Below are 17,109 nucleotides of genomic sequence, written 5' to 3' on the forward strand. Positions count from 1 at the left end.
GAGGTGACTTGCTCAGAACAGGAGGGCATTGGAGCTCCTGACGAAGAGGCGTTCTTTGCCTCACAGGAAGGCGCGAAATGACCGACTGGTCTAGTCACCGGAGCTGGATATTAATTAAAAGCGGAGGTGACTTGCTCAGAACAGGAGGGCATTGGAGCTCCTGACGAAGAGGCGTTCTTTGCCTCACAGGAAGGCGCGAAATGACCGACTGGTCTAGTCACCGGAGCTGGATATCACTAAAAGCACAAGCGGCTCGTTTAGAACAAGAGCCATATCTCAAACAAAGGCCCTATTACTTCACCGTAATAGGGCCTTTTATTTACAAGAGTTCATAATTTGTTCAAATTAATTCCAGCAAAAGGGTTGATTTATAGAGATTACTAGATTATAATGATTATAAATTAGTAATTGATATCACATAACAACTCAAAAGGAGATTGATCATAATGAACAAACAAGTAATCGAAGTATTAAACAAACAAGTAGCAGACTGGAGCGTTTTATTCACAAAACTTCACAACTTCCATTGGTACGTAAAAGGACCTCAATTCTTCACATTACACGAGAAATTCGAAGAACTTTACACAGAATCAGCTACTCACATCGATGAAATTGCAGAACGTATTTTAGCAATTGGCGGCAAACCAGTAGCAACAATGAAAGAATACTTAGAACTATCTTCTATTCAAGAAGCAGCATACGGAGAAACTGCAGAAGGGATGGTCGAAGCAATCATGAAAGACTACGAAATGATGCTAGTCGAACTGAAAAAAGGCATGGAAATCGCTCAAGACTCTGACGATGAAATGACATCTGACCTACTACTAGGCATCTACACAGAACTAGAAAAACACGCTTGGATGCTACGTGCGTTCTTGAATCAAGAATAGACTTTAAAGCAGAAGCGGCTCGTTTAGAGTCGCTTTTTTATGTAATGGTCGCACTTAACGGTACACGAAATTATATCAACGATTTTTCAAATATATCGATCATAACTCGCAATATATCAACGATTTTTTCATTATATCGATCATTACCCGCAATATATCAACGATTTGACAAAGGATATCGATTTGCCGACAAATCACGACAATATCAGCGCCCCTCTCCCCTACTTTTATCAATATATTACAATCTCATCTATGTTAAAATATAGGAAACACCCTTTAGCTTTTCCAAATTCATCATTTACTACTTAAATGACGGGAGTGGTTCAGTTGAAAGACTACTTAATTAGAGCATTTTTTGCGTTAATAACAGTTGGGATTCTCTTACTTATAGCTAATATTTTCAATATACGTGTCGAGGTTAAGGACTATGCTTTCCTCGTTGTCGCAGCAATTGGTGGCGGCTGGGGTGGCTGGTACCTGTATAAAAAACAAAGCAATCAAAATGATAATGGCATTCCAAAGTAATATGGAATGCCTCTTTTATTGCCTTCTGTAATAAATAATGAAATTCAGACCGCTAATACAACCAATCGCAATAAACATACAAAACGATTGTGGATCTCCACCTAGATTATAATCATCAACGATAAATCCGGACATAAACAACGTTATCGCGGAAACACCGATACACAATACCGAGATAAACCAAAGCGAAAATTCATTAATCAACTCTTTCTTCTGTCTCAAAACAATTAGCATAACAAGAATAGATGCTGCTAAAATACTTTTAAAAACCGGACGTAAATATACGAATTCCTCCATCTATTTCTCCTTTCCCAAAAACATTACATCTAAACATTAACATATTTAACCAAATTAAAAACGCATGCCGTCTTACATTAAAACGACATGTGTTTCCGTATTTGCTATGATAGTTGCTTCCACTTCGTTCCCAAAACAGGACGCTCATAATTTTGGATTGCATGAATTAGTTTATCTGCTGTCTCAGCTGAAACGATCAATTCTTTATTCGATGGATTCATAAATCCTTCTTCCGCTGCACGTTCAACCATTTGCAAAATTGGTCCGTAAAAACCTTTTATGTTTAATAAACCAACCGGCTTATTATGTATACCAATTTGTGACCAACATACAACTTCAAATAGTTCTTCAAACGTTCCGTATCCGCCTGGAAGCGCGATAAAAGCATCCGCAAGCTCTGCCATTTTCGCTTTACGTTCGTGCATTGTTTCTACTTCAATTAATTCTGTTAATCCTGTATGTACAATTTCTCCTCGAAATAGACCGCGCGGCATAACACCTGTTACACATCCACCTAAACGAAGAACTTCGTTTGCTACTTCTCCCATTAATCCAACGCATGAACCACCGTATACGAGCTCATACTCGTTCTCAACAAACATTTTACCTAACTGAATTGCCTGCTCTTTGAATTCTGGTCTCTCCCCTAAATTAGAACCTGCAAACACACAAATCTTTCTCATTCCTACACCCCGAAACTATATATTGTTATGATACAATGAACATTGTACAACATATTGAGGAGATGAGGAAGAAATGGATATCGTTGCATTTCAAAGATGGGTTGAGGAATTTTACGAAAAACGAAGCTGGTCACAGTATAATGCCTTTATTCGCTTAAATTTCTTAACCGAGGAAGTTGGGGAAGTTTCACGAGTCGTTCGTGCTATTGAAATTGGCCGCGATCGCCCTGATGAAGAGGCGAAAACAGAAGAAGAGCTAAAACAAGAACTAAAAGAAGAACTTGGCGATGTACTATCTAACCTTATTATTCTTTCGCAAAAATATGATTTAGACTTACAAGACATTATGGACGCACACGTCACAAAGCTTTCGAAAAGGTTCGAAGTATCTAAATGAGAATATTATCAATTATGGTATAATATTCTTGTCACAATACTAAGGGGGATTTTATGTTATCAAAAAAATTGCACGACGCATTAAATGAACAAATGAACTTTGAATTTTATTCTGCCCATGCTTATATGGCAATGGCTGCTTACTGTACAGCTGAGAGCTATGATGGATTCGCTAACTTTTTCCTTGTACAAGCTGAAGAAGAACGTTTCCACGCAATGAAGCTTTACAACTATATTAATGACCGCGGAGAGCGCGCTATTATTACTGGATTTGATAATCCGAATAACGAATACGAATCTGTATTAAACGCTTTTGAAGTCGCACTTGAGCACGAGCGTGAAGTAACGAAACGTATTTATAACTTATCTGATATCGCTTGGGACGAGCGTGAACATGCAACAATTACATTCTTAAAATGGTTCGTTGACGAACAAGTTGAAGAAGAAGCTTCATTCGATAGCATCATTCAAAAATTAAAACGTATTACAAGCGATTCAAACGCACTGTTTATGCTAGATGCTGAATTAGAGAAACGTACATTTACGCCTCCAGCTGAATAATACTTTTAATCACCTTAATGAATGGATTAAGGTGATTTTTTAATTTGTTCTTTTCTAAGCTCAATAACCTTAGCCATATCCTTCTTATAAAGCCCTGCAACCTTTTCAACAAAATCACTATGAGTAAAAGTACCCTCTCCCTCTTCTACTATGTTTAAGTACCCATGTGTAAATTTCAAAAATGCTCTAGCATCTTCTCCAGTTAAATGATTAATGTTATCTATAACCTCATCAAGTTCCTTTAAAATACCCTGTTCTTTCAACCTAATTCCTCCTCTCTATATTATTTATCATACAAAAACAAAAAAGTCGTTCATCCCTCTAAGCGAGAGATAAACGACTTCTTTATTATTTATTAAAGCATAACCCCAACGATAATCGCTGATAATATACTTACTAACGTTGCACCGTATACAAGTTTTAAACCGAATGATGATACAACGTTTGCTTGTTTGCCATCGATACTCTTCGTTGCACCTGCGATAATTCCGATAGATGAGAAGTTCGCAAATGATACAAGGAAGATAGATAAAATACCTACTGTACGAGCTGATAAATCACCAGCTACTTTACCAAGATCAAGCATTGCAACGAATTCGTTCGTTACTAATTTTGTTGCCATAATTTGTCCTGCTTGTAGCATCTCTGATGTTGGAATACCCATTACAAATGCTAATGGTGAGAAGATGTATCCTAAAATGCTTTGGAATGTGATTCCGAAAATTGAATCAAATACACCGTTAATTGCTGTAATTAATGCTACGAAACCGATTAACATCGCCGCTACTGTTACAGCGATTGAAAAACCAAGCATAATATATTCGCCTAACATTTCAAAGAATGTTTGTTTCTTGTCTTCTTGTAATTCTAAAATATCGTCTTCTTCTTTTACTTCATATGGATTAATGATATGAACGATAATGAATCCACTGAATAAGTTTAATACAAGTGCTGTTACTACATATTTTGGATCAATCATTTTCATATAAGAACCGACGATTGACATCGATACTGTAGACATTGAAGATGCACAAAGTGTGTATAAACGATTTTTCGGTAATTTGCTTAGTTGATCTTTTACTGTAATGAATACTTCCCCTTGACCAACGATTGCAGCTGCTACCGCATTATATGATTCTAGTTTTCCTAAACCGTTAACTTTACTTAATAGGAAACCGACTGCACGAATGATAATCGGTAAAACTTTAATATGTTGCAGGATCCCGATTAATACTGCTAAGAAAATAATCGGTAATAATACTGTTAAGAAGAATGGTGCTTGTCCATCGTTTGCTAGACCACCAAATACGAAATTAACCCCAGCTTCCGCAAATTTTAAAATAGCGCCAAATCCATCTGCGATCCCTTTTACTAATACGAATCCGACCTTTGTATTTAGTAAGAAATACGCAAGTACCAATTGAATGACAAGCATAAGTGCAATTGGTTTATATTTAATTTTCTTACGATCTGAACTAATAAGGAAACCTAGTACAAACACTACAAGTAAACCGACTAGAAACATTACGAACTTCATATGTGAATCCTCCACTTCTCCCACGAGTTATTGGTCGTATAACGTATAACGAATGACGTCTGACCATTGTTGTTAAAAAAATTTAAAACCCCTAAAACTATTCAACTGTCATCTAAAATCAGTAAGCGTTTACATAAATTGCAATTTATAAAAGGTAGCTTCTTCTCTCCTACCATACTTGAAAGTCTGAAATTGATACCACCTACAAATCAAATTGTAAGCGTTATCTAGATGAAATGCAATATAAATTTTAAAAGATTTTCATATGTTAATATATTCCTAATTAATTGGTTTTTTCATGTAAATTTACCATAAAAATAGCCCTAGCTATGAGCTAGGACTATCCTTTTTTACCCCGATTGGTGAGGGCTAATAATGAGCGGGGATAAAGCCACCCCATTCATTAAAGTTTCACTTTATAACATAACACCAACGATAATCGCTGATAGAATACTTACTAATGTCGCACCGTACACAAGGCGTAGACCGAATGATGATACAACATTTGATTGATTTTCATCGATACCTTTTGTTGCACCTGCAATAATTCCGATAGATGAGAAGTTCGCAAATGATACAAGGAATACAGAAAGAATACCAACTGTACGAGCCGATAAATCACCAGCTACTTTTCCAAGATCAAGCATCGCAACAAACTCGTTTGATACTAATTTTGTTGCCATAATTTGTCCCGCTGTGACCATCTCAGCTTGTGGGATTCCCATTACGAATGCTAATGGTGAGAAAATATATCCTAAAATAGCTTGGAATGTAATACCGAACATGGAATCAAACAAGCTATTGATTGCTGTAATTAATGCTACGAAACCGAGTAACATAGCTGCTACTGTAATCGCAATCGTGAAACCAAGCATAATGTACTCGCTCAGCATTTCAAAGAATGATTGTTTTTTCTTATTTTCTAATTTCAGTGTATCTTCTTCTTCTGTAATATCGTACGGGTTAATAATATGAATAATAATGAAACCACTAAATAAATTTAATACAAGTGCTGTTACTACATATTTCGGTTCGATCATTTTCATATAAGAACCAACGATTGACATCGACACTGTCGACATAGAAGATGCACATAATGTATATAAACGATGTTTTGGGATTTTACTTAATTGATCTTTTACTGTAATAAATACTTCTGCTTGTCCAACAATGGCAGCTGCTACTGCGTTATATGATTCTAGTTTTCCTAGACCATTCACTTTACTTAACAACGTACCAATAGCACGAATAAATATCGGTAAAATTTTAAAGTGTTGCAGAATTCCGATTAAAACCGCAAAGAATACGATTGGTAATAACGCTGTTAAGAAGAATGAAACCTCTCCTTTATTAACAAGACCACCAAATACGAAAACGATTCCAGCTTCCGCATATCCAAGAAGTGCGCCAAATCCATCTGAAATTCCTTTTACTAAAATATAACCAACTTGCGTATTTAATAAGAAATAAGATAATGCTAGCTGAATAATAAGCATAATTGCGATTGGTTTATACTTAATCTTCTTTCGATCGGCACTTATAAGAAAACCGAGTACAAATACAACGAGTAATCCTACAAGGAACATAACAAACTTCATTAATAAAATCCTCCATTTAACTCTTCATTAACGTTGAACGTCTGACCATTCAAAACAAGAAATAATCCGAACTTTCCATTTCCCCTCCAAAATCTTCAATCGGATAGAAAAGATCATAAAACCTCTTATTTCAAAGGCATTTTCCATTCTAACATAAATCACAACTCATATCCGCACTTTTCTTAAAAAAATACATTTTATTATGAACCATTCATGAATGTTCGTCTTTTTCATTATAAAGCGAAACTTTAATGAGCAGGAGTTTCACTTCACACAAATAGCTGAACCAACAAAAAATGAGCATCAAGTTTCACTTGATGCTCACCTCATTATACTGCTTTTTCTTTATCAGCTACCGCTGGCTTATCCCAACACTCTGTATTGTTCAAACCTGGAATAGACTCCGCATAAAAGACTGGATCTTTCCCTTGTTTCTTTTGCTTAATATAATCTGATAACGCTGCGAAAGCGTACTTAGAAAGGAATACAATTGCTACTAAGTTAATAACAGCCATAATTCCCATAAATAAATCTGCTAAATCCCAAACGATTTGAATTGTCGCTACAGACCCTAGCATAACCATACCAAGTACAGCAATGCGGTATGCATTTAATAGCACTTTACTTCCATTTAAGAATTCAATATTTGTTTCACCATAGTAGTAGTTACCTACTAATGAACTGAACGCAAACAAGAAGATCGCAACTGCTACAAATATAGAAGCCCATGGACCGATATGTTGACTTAACGCCTGCTGCGTTAATTGAATTCCATTTAAATCAGCTGCATTATGCACATCTGATAAAAGAATAATAAATGCTGTACAACTACAAATTAATAATGTATCAGTAAATACCCCTAAAGTTTGAATGAAACCTTGTTTAACTGGGTGCGTTACGTTTGCAGTCGCTGCTGCGTTCGGCGCACTACCCATACCTGCTTCATTTGAGAATAACCCACGTTTTACCCCTAATAAAATCGCAGCTCCTAATCCTCCGCCTACTACTTCTTTAATTCCGAAAGCATGTAAGAAAATTTCTTTAAATACATATGGAATTGCCGTAATGTTTGTTACAACAACGAATAATGCCACTGCTACATAAATAATTGCCATTACTGGAACTATCATTTCAACCGCGCGAGCAATTCGTTTTACTCCGCCGAAAATAATAACCGCAAGTAAACCAGCCATAACAAGACCTACTAATCTGCTATCTGTTTTAAATGCACCATCAAAGGCAGCTGCTACAGTATTAGACTGTACAGCGTTAAAAATCAATCCGAAACTTACTGTTATTAGAACAGAGAACACAACACCTAACCAGCGTTTATTTAAACCCTTTTCCATATAATACGCTGGGCCCCCACGGAATGCATTCCCATCTTTTACTTTATAAATTTGCGCTAATGTGCTCTCTACAAATGCAGAAGCACCCCCAATTACCGCAATTAACCACATCCAAAATACTGCTCCTGGACCACCTGCTGAAATCGCAATAGCTACACCAGCTAAGTTACCAGTACCTACACGAGAAGCTGTACTCATACAAAACGCTTGGAATGATGATACGCCGCTCTTCTCTTTTTGCGCTTTCCTCGTTTTCGAGCTTGCTCCATCCCCAAGCAAACGAATCATTTCACCGAAGTAACGAACTTGGACAAATTTCACACGAAATGAAAAATAGAGCCCTAACCCAATTAACATCGCAATAATGACATATGACCAAAGGATATTATTTACATCCCCAATTACCCTAGCTAAAAAATCCATATTTGTATTGCCCCCTCTTCCTAACAATAAGAAAATTATATTCTAAAAACTTTAAGTAATCAAGAACTTTATGTAAGGTTTTATGACATCAGTATGTTAACTATCTTAACATACGTGTTTTTTTCATAAAAATATAGCTATTACATGCATTTATCCAATACTCAATCACTTATCCTCTTCAACCAGTCATACTTTTAAAACAGCACGTTCCCCAAAAATAACGAGAGGAACAAATAAAAAAAGTTATATTAATAACTACCTCTCACCCTTTTCATCATTTACTACAACAAAAAAGGCGAGCATCGAATTCAACTCGATGCTCGCCTTTTCATTTACACTGCTTTTTCTTTATCTGTTACCGCTGACTTATCCCAACACTCTGTATTCGTTAAACCAGGAATAGAATCTGCACTGAAGACTGGATCTTTCCCTTGTTTCTTTTGCCTTACATAGTCTGCTAATGCTGCATACGCAAATCGGCCAAGAAGTGTAATCGCAATTAAGTTCGTGATTACCATTAGACCCATAAATAAGTCTGCCATATTCCATACAACTTGAAGCGTCGCAACAGAACCGAATAATACCATTCCAACTACCGCAATACGGTAAATTGTTAACCACGTTTTGCTTTGCTTAATGAATTCAATATTTGTTTCACCATAATAGTAGTTTCCTAGAAGTGAACTAAATGCAAATAAGAAAATAATAATCGCTAAGAAACTGCTCGCCCATGGGCCAATTTGTGAACTTAATGCATTTTGTGTTAATTCAATACCTTCTAAATTCGTTGCTTTATACGCACCAGAACATAGTACGATAAATGCTGTTGATGTACACACTAAGAATGTATCTACTAATACTCCAATCGTTTGAATAAAACCTTGTTTTGCTGGATGCGTTACATCAGCTGTTGCTGCCGCGTTCGGCGCACTACCCATACCTGCTTCGTTCGCAAATAATCCGCGCTGGATACCATATTTCATCGCAGCACCGATACCACCACCTACAGCTGAATCTAAACCGAATGCACCTTTAAAGATTTCCGTAAACACATCTGGTATTAAATAGAAGTTTTTAATGACAACAAAAATAGCTACTGCAATATAAATAAGTGCCATTGGCGGAACAATCATTTCCGACATACGTGCAATACTTTTTACACCACCAAAAATAATAACCCCAACTAATGCAGCTAATACAATACCAACAATATAACGCTCTAAGCCAAATGCATTTTCAAACGCTAATGTTACTGTATTTGCTTGTACTGAGTTGAAAATTAAACCGTAACTAATTGTAATCAGAATAGAGAACCAAATCCCCATCCAACGTTTATTTAAACCTTTTTCCATATAATAAGCAGGACCACCACGGAAGCCACTGCCATCTTTTATTTTATAAATTTGCGCAAGCGTACTTTCTACGAAACTTGAAGACGCACCGATAATCGCAATAACCCACATCCAAAATACAGCCCCAGGTCCTCCCATAGAAATAGCTAACGCTACACCAGCTAAGTTCCCGATACCAATACGAGCTGCAGAACTCATACAAAATGCTTGGAACGATGATACGCTGCCCTTTTTACGTGTCTTGCCAGTTAGTCCATCACTCATTAAACGAATCATTTCCCCTAAATGAGTAAGTTGTACGAATTTTAATTTAATAGAAAAATAAAGCCCTAAACCAATTAACATTGCAATAAGAATATATGACCAAAGAATCGTATTTGTTGATGAAATAAATTGCTCTAAAATATTCATACAATTAACCCCTCCTTTTCTCCATAAAACGAATTATATTTAAAAAACATTCAAAAATCAACATTTTTCGACAATTTGCAATTTCCAAATATTAGCCAGGTTCACAGTAACAATATCTTTATGACTGACTACCCTCCCTCTAACTGTGCATACTAAAACAAAAAATAAATTCACAAACAACCCTATTGACAAAAATGCCAACCTGTAACTATAATGATTACAACAGGTTGTAACAAACCTAATTACAACAAATTCATTTACTTTCAGATATACACTTTAACAAAACACTTTGGAGGGATTTATTATGAAAATCGGAATTATCGGAGCAACTGGTAAAGCAGGAAGTCGTATTTTAAAAGAAGCATTGGATCGCGGACATGAAGTAACTGCAATCGTAAGAAACGCTGCAAAAATTACAGAAGACAATGTAAAAGTTTTAGAGAAAGACGTATTTTCTCTTACATCTAACGACTTGCAGGCATTTGACGTAGTTGTAAATGCATTCGGTGCTCCAGCAGGCGAAGAACACCTTCACGTAGATGCAGGAAACGTACTTATTGAAGCGATGAAAGGTGCACCAAATACAAAATTACTTGTAGTTGGAGGCGCTGGAAGCTTATTTGTAGACGAAGAGAAAACAACACGTGTATTTGAGACACCAGGTTTCCCGAAAGAATACCTTGCAACAGCTCAAAACCAAGGTAAAAACTTAGAAATTCTGCAACAAACAAACGACATCACTTGGACATTCATCAGCCCTTCTGCACTATTTGCATTAGGAAAACGTACTGGTTCTTACAAAGCTGGCAAAGACAATCTTCTTGTGAACGCAAAAGGTGATAGCTACGTAAGTTACGAAGACTTCGCAGTTGCAGCACTTGATGAAATAGAAAACCCAAAACACGTAAATGAACGCTTCACAGTAGTTTCTGAAGCTGAATAATAAAAAAAGCTCGTAAAACATTATGTTTTACGAGCTTTTTCTTATTATTGCACTTGCTCTAATCCATTTTGAGTAATCTTAAAGGATATTTCTTGCCCCTTCATCGCATCCTCTTTTTTAAATAACTCATTCTTTTTGTACCAATTCAAACGACTCGGTTCCGCATGGTATACTTTCAGTACATCTCCATACTCAAATGCCGTTCCATTTACTTGCCCAGCAAAATTCTTTGAAGTCTCTTGTCCTTCTGCCGTTACATGCTTTTTCTCTTTTCCATTTTTATCATAAATCGTAAGTCCTATATACTGTTCATTTACAAAACGATAATGTATTTCATCATCGGTAAATGTCGCATGTAATTTCTTTTCTTCATGATTTAACGTAACGATTGAACGCGTTACATTAGCCACACCTTGGTATACTAGACTATCTCCATACGTCACTTTTAATGAAACTTCTGTCACTTTCTTATTCCCAAAGCGATCTTTCGTTTCTACTTTTACCTTTTGTTCGCCAATTTTTGTTGTATTTGGTTTTTCTACAAATCCAATTACTTCTCCGTCTTTTACTTGAACAAAGTTTTTTGCATCTAATTTTTCAGCGCTTGTTCCGATTACTACTTTTTGCGGTACAGTTGTTATTTCTTGCTTAGCTTCCATTCTTTCAAAGCCGTTTTCAGTAATTTTGAAGACTAGTTCCTTTATCTCTTTATTCTTTCCTTCTCCCGCATATACACCTTTTTTGTACCAGTGTAAGCGTGAAGATTCAGCATGATACACTTTCACCACATCTCCATATTCAAACGCTAGTCCGTTTATTTCCTTAGCAAAAGCTTCTGTACTCTCCAGACCTTTTACCTCTATATTTTTCTTCTCTTTTCCCTCTCTGTTGTACAGGGTGAATTCAAAATACTTTTCATCTTCAAAGTAATCATGAATCAAATTACTTGTATCTGTCGCACTCATTTTTTTCGCATCATGATGTAACGTTACAATTGATTTCATATCGTCACCACCATAGCTTAACCCATATACAAGTAAGCTATCTCCATATGTAACTTCTAGGGGAACTTCCGTGACTTGCTTATTTCCAAAACGATCTCTTGTTTCTACTTTTACTTTTTGTTCACCAATTTTTGTTGTAATCGGTTTTTCTACAAACCCGATTACTTCTCCCTCTTTTAATTGAACAAAATCTTTTGCCTGTAATTGTTCAACATTCGTTCCAATTATCACCTTTTGTGGTACTGCCGTTACTTCTTGCATAGCTTCCATTCTCTCGAAACCTTGCTCCGTAACTTTAAAGACTACATCATGAACACCATACTCCGTATCCACCAGTTCGTTCTTTTTGTACACTTTAAATCTATCAAATTCTCTTTGGTATACTTTTACTACATCGCCGTATTCAAAGGCCATTCCATTAAATTGTTCTGCAAATACTTTCGTATTCTCCGATGCTCTTACCGATAAAGCTTTCTTCTCTTTTCCATCTTTATCATATACAGTCATCCCCATATACTTCTCATCTGCAAATGAAGTATGCATTGGACCTTCTGAATCTGTTATACTAAATTTCTTTTCTTCATGATTTAATGTAACAATCGATTTAATATTCGTTCCGCCGTGCCATGTACCGAAGAACATAATGCTATCTCCGTAAATTACTTCTACAGGAACTTCTGTCACTTTTTTATTACCAAAGCGATCTTTCGTTTCTACTTTTACTTTTTGTTCACCGATTTTCGTTGTATTCGTTTTTTCTACAAAACCTACTACTTCTCCATCTTTCATCTGAACAAAGTCTTTTGCATTTAATTTTTCAGCATCTGTCCCGATTACTACTTTTTGCGGTACTGGCGTTACTTCTTGCAACATATCCATTCTCTCGAAACCTTTATCTGTCACTTTGAAGAATAGTTCTTTTGTCCCTTTTTTTTCACCTTGGCCAGTAAAGTTATTATTTTGATACCATTTCAAGCGATTTGGTTCTGTATGGAATACTTTCACTACATCCCCATACTCGAACTGCATACCATTTACTTGCTTCGCAAAGTTCTTTGAAGTTTCTTGTCCCTCTGCTGTTACATGTTTTTTCTCTTTTCCTTCTCCATCGTATAACGTGATCCCCATGTATAGCTCTTTATTAAAATACTCATGAATTTCTCTATCCATATCAGTTGCATGGAATCTCTTCTCTTCGTGCTTTAAAGTTACAATTGAAGCAATATCATCGCCATATCCTACATATGCAATACTATCTCCATAAACCACTTCTAATGGCACTTCCGTTACTTGCTTATTTCCAAAACGATCTTTCGTTTCTACTTTTGCTGTTTGTTTTCCGACTTTTGATGTAGTTGGTTTTTCTACAAAGCCAATTACTTCTCCTTCTTTCACTTCAACAAAGTTTTTCGCTTCTAGCTTTTCTACTTCTGTTCCGACTACTACTGTTTGTGGCTTTGCTGCTACTTCTTGAAATGATTTTACTCTTTCAAATCCATTTTCAGTAATTTTGAAGAATAATTCTTTTATTTCTTTATTTTTTCCTTCTCCCACATATAAACCTTTTTGATACCAATGTAAACGTGAAGACTCTGCATGGTATACTTTCACCACATCTCCATATTCAAATGCTAATCCATTTAATTCCTTGGCAAGAACTTCTGTATTCTCCAAGCCTTTTACCGCTACATTTTTCTTCTCTCTTCCTTCTGTATCGTACAGTGTGAACTCAAAATACTTTTCATCTTTAAAGTAATCGTGAATTAAATTTTTGTATTTGTTGCACTAAATTTTTTCGTACCATGATGTAGAGTTACGGTTGACTTCAAGTCTCCCTCCCTAGTATAGTTCAATCCATATACAAGTAGGCTATCCCCATATCCAACATTCACTACAACCGGAATTAAATTCCTATTTCCTTTTCTATCTATAATTTCTACTTTTACAGTTTTTTCTCCAACTTCAGGCTTATCTTGCATAATCACACCTGTTGTCTTTACACCTTCTCCTAAATTCTGTACAAGTTCCTTTGCTTTTTCCTCATCATATGTAGTACCGATTACCACATTTTGTATTTTTTCATTATTTGGCTCGCCATATGGAGCTTCATATACCTCAATTTGTTTTTCACGAATTGGATTGCTATCTGTAGATAACCAAATTTCTTTTTCTAATTTTGGTAAATTTAATTTTTCAATCTTTTCTCTTGTAGCATCATTTGCAATTAATCCCCATTTATCAAAGAAAGGAATTAAATTTTGTCCTGCCACTTTTGACGTCATATAAATAAACATCTGCTTTTTCTCTTCATCAGATTTAGGCATTTCTGTATCATGTAATAAACGATACATTTGATGTAAATTCGGATAGAATTGCTCCCCATAAGCTAAACGTAACTGCCAAAACATAACTAATTTCTCGAATTCATCCATCTTCTCTTGTGCATCCGGTTTACCTAAATAAGCAAATGCAGCTTCATAGTGCCCCTCTTGCTCTAACCTTGTTTTATGCCCGAACGTAGTTTGAACTGCCAAAGAATAAATATTAACGGTTACTTCTCCAAGTCCATCCCATAACCAAGTGTCTTGTTGATGTTGATGTCCAACTTCATGCCAAGGCCCCCATCCATCATTAGTTAACTCTTCTAGATTTAGTACTGACTCTAAATTGCCTTTACTATAAGCTGTTCGATAATAAGTCGCATACATATAATCGTCTGTATACCAGTCTTCAACAAAATGAATGGAATGTTTACCTTGATTCGCAACACCCGCACCATCTTTTGATAAACCTGATATCTTATGTTCTATATTAATTATTTCATCGTGCTTCTTTAATAATGCAGCTGGATCTTCTTGCTTCAAATGTTCTGCCACAGTTTCAGGATGCATAGTTAATAAACTATTTTCTCCCTTCATTTCTATTGCATATGGATCAGGGTTCTCTGCCAACATACGCTTCCAATCTTTTGTCGTATGCTTTCCTAAAATAAATAAAGGGTTTGGTGTACCACCTTTTTTCACTTTAACGACTACTTCTCCTGTGTTGTGATAATTATAAAAGTATAATAGTCCCCCATTTGAAGAAGAAATTTTATTCTCACCAGGATTTAAATTAAATTGTTTAGGTTCTTCTTTCTCATAAGAATATGTACCAATATAAGCCTTAATCTGTTGAGTCCCTTCTACTTGAATAACTACTTCTTCACCTGGCCTTACATAAATGCCCGTTGGTTCATAAGGAGAAAAACTTATTTGACGCTGATGCAACTCACGCATCCCTTCTACATCACCTTTTGGCAGCAATTGATACACTCGCTCTTCTTGCTGTTTCTCCTTATCTTCAATCGTCACCTCTGCATACACCTTAGGTAATTCAAGTCCATATGGCGTTAATAACGTAGCTAAACAAACACCAGCTACTAATACCCTACTCGTCTTTTTCTTCGACATAATCTGTGTCCCCTGTTCCTTTATTTAGAGAAACTATCCTATATATCCATTTAATAAAAAATCCTATTATTTTTATAAAAACATTTAATGAATAGACTAACACCTCGCGCACCTGTATCTATTACTACCGCATTTCCCTCCATGTATTCGCTTTCTTACATTGTAAAATTTTTATGTAATATGCCCTCCTCACTTCTCTCTATTTGTGATGAGTTCTCTTGCTACATAAAAAAGAGAATAGTAAAAGATATTTTTCAGTATTGTCATCTATACATCTAAAAATAAAAACAGTAATAGCATTTTACATTTTATTCATATATGACCATCTATAGGTAGTTTTTCCAACTGAATTGTACACGCTTTACACTTTGTTTGATAGCCTCTCTAATTAGAATAATGTTACAATTTCGTGAATAAAATCCATTTATTGTAACGTTTAGATTTCTCCATATTTTATTATTTTTAAATACTTTTTCAAACATTAGAATAGTGTTTCACTCGATTAATTATTATCTTAATATACCTTTAAAGAATTCATATGAAAAAGCATTGGCATATACCAATGCTTTTTCATTATCTCTTTTGATTCGGTTTATGCGGTTCATTTGGAGTATATGGCTTATTTGGTTTATTTGGAGCCTCAGCCTTTTTCCAACTTACCGCTAACTCTGGACTTGTTTTTTCTTCACTACGCTCAAGTAATACTACTGCATTTTGAATAGTCGGTGTACCTTTATGCGCAATCCCTTGTAATTTCGTTAAATTTCCTGATACTTTAAAGCTAAATCCACCAGCTGGTGTTTGTTTCGGAATTAAAATGCGGAACTTTTCTCCTACATTAAATTCTGTTTTTGTTTCGCCTTTTTCATTTGCACATTTCACGCCCGCTGGTGCACCTGTTGCTTGCACTTTATACGTTCCGCTTTTTGCATTTGTTTCTACTGTATATAAGCCTGTTTCAAAGAAATCATTTTTCAAGACTGCTTCTTGTTCTTCTGTAGGAGTTACACTCATCGTAATTTCTTGTAGTTCTTCACTAGCACTTGCTTTTGCAACGATATCTTTCGTTACCTTTTCTACATTTTTATTACGGAAATCTAAATCATTAATATCGATTTGTTTTAACGCATTCCACACTGCAAGCTGCGTTGCGTAATGCGCCTCTCTCCAATCAGATACACCTAATTCTTGTGGACTCTTTTGTGGATATCCATTCAATAGTACACGGTACACATTAATATCCACTTTCCCCATTTCCGGTAAATCTTGACCGCTTGGAGATTTCAAATCTACATTTAAGCAAAAAGCAATTTTGCCATCTGCCGTTTTAATAAGCTCTGTTCGAATTGGCTTCTTCTTGGACTTACTATAACTCCAATCCATTTGATACTTTGTATGGTCCATCACTTCTGCGAATGCTTTTTGAAGTGGGAATAACACAAATAAAACACTTAAAAACATAGCTAAAAGTTTGAACGATTGCTTTATATTCATGTTTACAGCCCCTTAATAACAAACTTAATACTAAGTAGTATTTATTTAGAAACTATTTTTATGCACAAAAAAAGAGTGCTTTTATGGTCATCTCCCTGTCAAGTAGACAGTAATAAAAAGAGTATTATGCCACGGCCTTTTCCCGATATTCTATCGGGGAAAGGCCGTGAAGTTTTTCTTGGAATCTTTCTGTA

At 35.7% G+C, this 17,109-nt stretch carries 16 protein-coding genes; 5 read left to right on the forward strand and 11 right to left on the reverse strand.

Annotated features, from left to right (window positions below):
* The first annotated feature begins 446 nt into the window (after nt 1-446).
* Together MR168_RS26680 and MR168_RS26685 are read left to right on the forward strand one after the other, a co-directional pair.
* Complete coding sequence (locus tag MR168_RS26680) at nt 447-890, forward strand: Dps family protein (protein WP_086412654.1); 444 nt, start codon at nt 447-449, stop codon at nt 888-890.
* 327 nt (nt 891-1,217) lie between these two features.
* Nucleotides 1,218-1,415, forward strand: coding sequence for a hypothetical protein (locus tag MR168_RS26685; RefSeq protein ID WP_242291599.1), 198 nt, complete (start codon nt 1,218-1,220; stop codon nt 1,413-1,415).
* 15 nt (nt 1,416-1,430) lie between these two features.
* Here the strand turns inward: MR168_RS26685 and MR168_RS26690 are convergent, their stop codons facing one another.
* Nucleotides 1,431-1,712: a hypothetical protein gene (locus MR168_RS26690; protein WP_000390909.1), complete on the reverse strand. Its 282-nt coding sequence runs from the start codon at nt 1,710-1,712 to the stop codon at nt 1,431-1,433.
* A 104-nt stretch (nt 1,713-1,816) separates the two neighbouring features.
* Nucleotides 1,817-2,395: an LOG family protein gene (locus MR168_RS26695; protein ID WP_086412652.1), complete on the reverse strand. Its 579-nt coding sequence runs from the start codon at nt 2,393-2,395 to the stop codon at nt 1,817-1,819.
* Between the two features lie 73 nt (nt 2,396-2,468).
* Here MR168_RS26695 and MR168_RS26700 point away from each other — a divergent pair, with 73 nt between their 5' ends.
* Nucleotides 2,469-2,792: a MazG nucleotide pyrophosphohydrolase domain-containing protein gene (locus MR168_RS26700; protein ID WP_000355758.1), complete on the forward strand. Its 324-nt coding sequence runs from the start codon at nt 2,469-2,471 to the stop codon at nt 2,790-2,792.
* Between the two features lie 53 nt (nt 2,793-2,845).
* Nucleotides 2,846-3,352 (forward strand): ferritin, encoded by a 507-nt coding sequence (locus MR168_RS26705; RefSeq protein WP_000949403.1) that lies wholly within the window; start codon nt 2,846-2,848, stop codon nt 3,350-3,352.
* A gap of 26 nt (nt 3,353-3,378) precedes the next feature.
* On the opposite strand, the gene MR168_RS26710 is transcribed toward MR168_RS26705, so the two are convergent.
* The 5 genes from MR168_RS26710 to MR168_RS26730 all read right to left on the reverse strand — a co-directional run bounded on the left by MR168_RS26710 (nt 3,379) and on the right by MR168_RS26730 (nt 10,022).
* Nucleotides 3,379-3,615, reverse strand: coding sequence for a hypothetical protein (locus MR168_RS26710; RefSeq protein WP_000662911.1), 237 nt, complete (start codon nt 3,613-3,615; stop codon nt 3,379-3,381).
* A 92-nt stretch (nt 3,616-3,707) separates the two neighbouring features.
* Nucleotides 3,708-4,889: a NupC/NupG family nucleoside CNT transporter gene (locus tag MR168_RS26715; RefSeq protein ID WP_000673874.1), complete on the reverse strand. Its 1,182-nt coding sequence runs from the start codon at nt 4,887-4,889 to the stop codon at nt 3,708-3,710.
* A gap of 416 nt (nt 4,890-5,305) precedes the next feature.
* A complete protein-coding gene (locus tag MR168_RS26720; RefSeq protein ID WP_000673839.1) occupies nt 5,306-6,487 on the reverse strand; it encodes a NupC/NupG family nucleoside CNT transporter in 1,182 nt (393 codons plus the stop codon).
* A 329-nt stretch (nt 6,488-6,816) separates the two neighbouring features.
* Nucleotides 6,817-8,259: an alanine/glycine:cation symporter family protein gene (locus MR168_RS26725; RefSeq protein WP_000346413.1), complete on the reverse strand. Its 1,443-nt coding sequence runs from the start codon at nt 8,257-8,259 to the stop codon at nt 6,817-6,819.
* Between the two features lie 332 nt (nt 8,260-8,591).
* Entirely contained in the window at nt 8,592-10,022 is a 1,431-nt protein-coding gene (locus MR168_RS26730) for an alanine/glycine:cation symporter family protein (RefSeq protein ID WP_016123726.1), read from the reverse strand.
* Nucleotides 10,023-10,326: 304 nt separating this feature from the next.
* Here MR168_RS26730 and MR168_RS26735 point away from each other — a divergent pair, with 304 nt between their 5' ends.
* Nucleotides 10,327-10,965, forward strand: a complete 639-nt coding sequence (locus MR168_RS26735; protein ID WP_000689881.1) for an NAD(P)-dependent oxidoreductase — start codon at nt 10,327-10,329, stop codon at nt 10,963-10,965.
* A gap of 44 nt (nt 10,966-11,009) precedes the next feature.
* On the opposite strand, the gene MR168_RS33985 is transcribed toward MR168_RS26735, so the two are convergent.
* The 4 genes from MR168_RS33985 to MR168_RS33760 form a co-directional block, all read right to left on the reverse strand.
* The gene (locus MR168_RS33985; protein WP_481747031.1) at nt 11,010-13,733 is read right to left on the reverse strand and encodes a putative mucin/carbohydrate-binding domain-containing protein; all 2,724 of its coding nucleotides are present in this window, start codon (nt 13,731-13,733) and stop codon (nt 11,010-11,012) included.
* Nucleotides 13,733-15,421: a M60 family metallopeptidase gene (locus tag MR168_RS33990; RefSeq protein WP_481747030.1), complete on the reverse strand. Its 1,689-nt coding sequence runs from the start codon at nt 15,419-15,421 to the stop codon at nt 13,733-13,735. Before MR168_RS33990 ends, MR168_RS33985 begins: the two co-directional genes overlap by 1 nt.
* Before the next feature lie 573 nt (nt 15,422-15,994).
* Nucleotides 15,995-16,915: a thioester domain-containing protein gene (locus tag MR168_RS26745; protein ID WP_086412650.1), complete on the reverse strand. Its 921-nt coding sequence runs from the start codon at nt 16,913-16,915 to the stop codon at nt 15,995-15,997.
* A 124-nt stretch (nt 16,916-17,039) separates the two neighbouring features.
* Nucleotides 17,040-17,109 (reverse strand): IS3 family transposase (locus MR168_RS33760; RefSeq protein WP_325782447.1); only part of this gene is annotated, 70 nt, incomplete at its 5' end.

This window comes from Bacillus cereus group sp. BfR-BA-01356, from assembly GCF_022663635.1.
In the GTDB taxonomy this organism is placed as follows: Bacteria; Bacillota; Bacilli; order Bacillales; family Bacillaceae_G; genus Bacillus_A; species Bacillus_A cereus.

Excerpts from the sequence above, each read along its gene's own strand:
- MR168_RS33990 (WP_481747030.1), bottom strand. The coding sequence starts at position 15,421 with ATGTCGAAGAAAAAGACGAGTAGGGTATTAGTAGCTGGTGTTTGTTTA.
- MR168_RS26730 (WP_016123726.1), bottom strand. The coding sequence starts at position 10,022 with ATGAATATTTTAGAGCAATTTATTTCATCAACAAATACGATTCTTTGG.
- MR168_RS26735 (WP_000689881.1), top strand. The coding sequence starts at position 10,327 with ATGAAAATCGGAATTATCGGAGCAACTGGTAAAGCAGGAAGTCGTATT.
- MR168_RS26715 (WP_000673874.1), bottom strand. The coding sequence starts at position 4,889 with ATGAAGTTCGTAATGTTTCTAGTCGGTTTACTTGTAGTGTTTGTACTA.
- MR168_RS26705 (WP_000949403.1), top strand. The coding sequence starts at position 2,846 with ATGTTATCAAAAAAATTGCACGACGCATTAAATGAACAAATGAACTTT.
- MR168_RS26680 (WP_086412654.1), top strand. The coding sequence starts at position 447 with ATGAACAAACAAGTAATCGAAGTATTAAACAAACAAGTAGCAGACTGG.
- MR168_RS26690 (WP_000390909.1), bottom strand. The coding sequence starts at position 1,712 with ATGGAGGAATTCGTATATTTACGTCCGGTTTTTAAAAGTATTTTAGCA.
- MR168_RS26700 (WP_000355758.1), top strand. The coding sequence starts at position 2,469 with ATGGATATCGTTGCATTTCAAAGATGGGTTGAGGAATTTTACGAAAAA.
- MR168_RS26720 (WP_000673839.1), bottom strand. The coding sequence starts at position 6,487 with ATGAAGTTTGTTATGTTCCTTGTAGGATTACTCGTTGTATTTGTACTC.
- MR168_RS26725 (WP_000346413.1), bottom strand. The coding sequence starts at position 8,259 with ATGGATTTTTTAGCTAGGGTAATTGGGGATGTAAATAATATCCTTTGG.
- MR168_RS26745 (WP_086412650.1), bottom strand. The coding sequence starts at position 16,915 with ATGAATATAAAGCAATCGTTCAAACTTTTAGCTATGTTTTTAAGTGTT.
- MR168_RS26695 (WP_086412652.1), bottom strand. The coding sequence starts at position 2,395 with ATGAGAAAGATTTGTGTGTTTGCAGGTTCTAATTTAGGGGAGAGACCA.